Raw genomic sequence first — 571 nt, 5'->3', positions numbered from 1 at the left:
CGCTCCGCTTGTTTTGGACTACGTCCAAAGCCAAAAGTCGCTCCATTTCGATCACTCGCTCATGCAGTTTTCACTATTTATTGAAACTTGTTTAACACAAGTTCAGCTAGGATGATTGTTGATCGGTTACTTGAACCGAACAAGCATTCATCCCTAAAAGGAATGTTCTAAATCGCAAAATTTCGTTTCGATATCTAGTTTTCAAAGAACAAGCTTGTAAAATCTTGTTGGTGGAGCCAAGCGGGATCGAACCGCTGACCTCCTGCTTGCAAGGCAGGCGCTCTCCCAGCTGAGCTATGGCCCCATATTAGATTTTAAGGTATACATGGTGGGCCCTGGTGGACTCGAACCACCGGCCTCACCCTTATCAGAGGTGCGCTCTAACCAACTGAGCTAAGGGCCCACATTATATATCATATTGAAACCCATAATGGGTTTACGCTTGGCGGCGTTCTACTCTCCCAGGACCCTGCGGTCCAAGTACCATCGACGCTGAAGGGCTTAACGGTCGTGTTCGGGATGGGAACGTGTGGAACCCCTTCGCTATCGCCACCAAACGTTTGAGAGTTTG

At 48.2% G+C, this 571-nt stretch carries 2 tRNA genes and 1 rRNA gene; all 3 read right to left on the bottom strand.

The features are described from left to right. Positions 1-228: 228 nt before the first annotated feature. Positions 229-304, bottom strand: a tRNA-Ala gene (locus P364_RS0134190). A 22-nt stretch (positions 305-326) separates the two neighbouring features. Continuing rightward, positions 327-403 (bottom strand) — tRNA-Ile (locus tag P364_RS0134185). Positions 404-440: 37 nt separating this feature from the next. Next, positions 441-557: ribosomal RNA gene (gene rrf, locus P364_RS0134180) — 5S ribosomal RNA — on the bottom strand. Positions 558-571: the final 14 nt, after the last annotated feature.

Origin of the sequence: Paenibacillus sp. MAEPY2 (genome assembly GCF_000499205.1) — a bacterium.
In the GTDB taxonomy this organism is placed as follows: domain Bacteria; phylum Bacillota; class Bacilli; order Paenibacillales; family Paenibacillaceae; genus Paenibacillus; species Paenibacillus vandeheii.
This window is presented reverse-complemented; position numbering and strand designations above follow the sequence as displayed.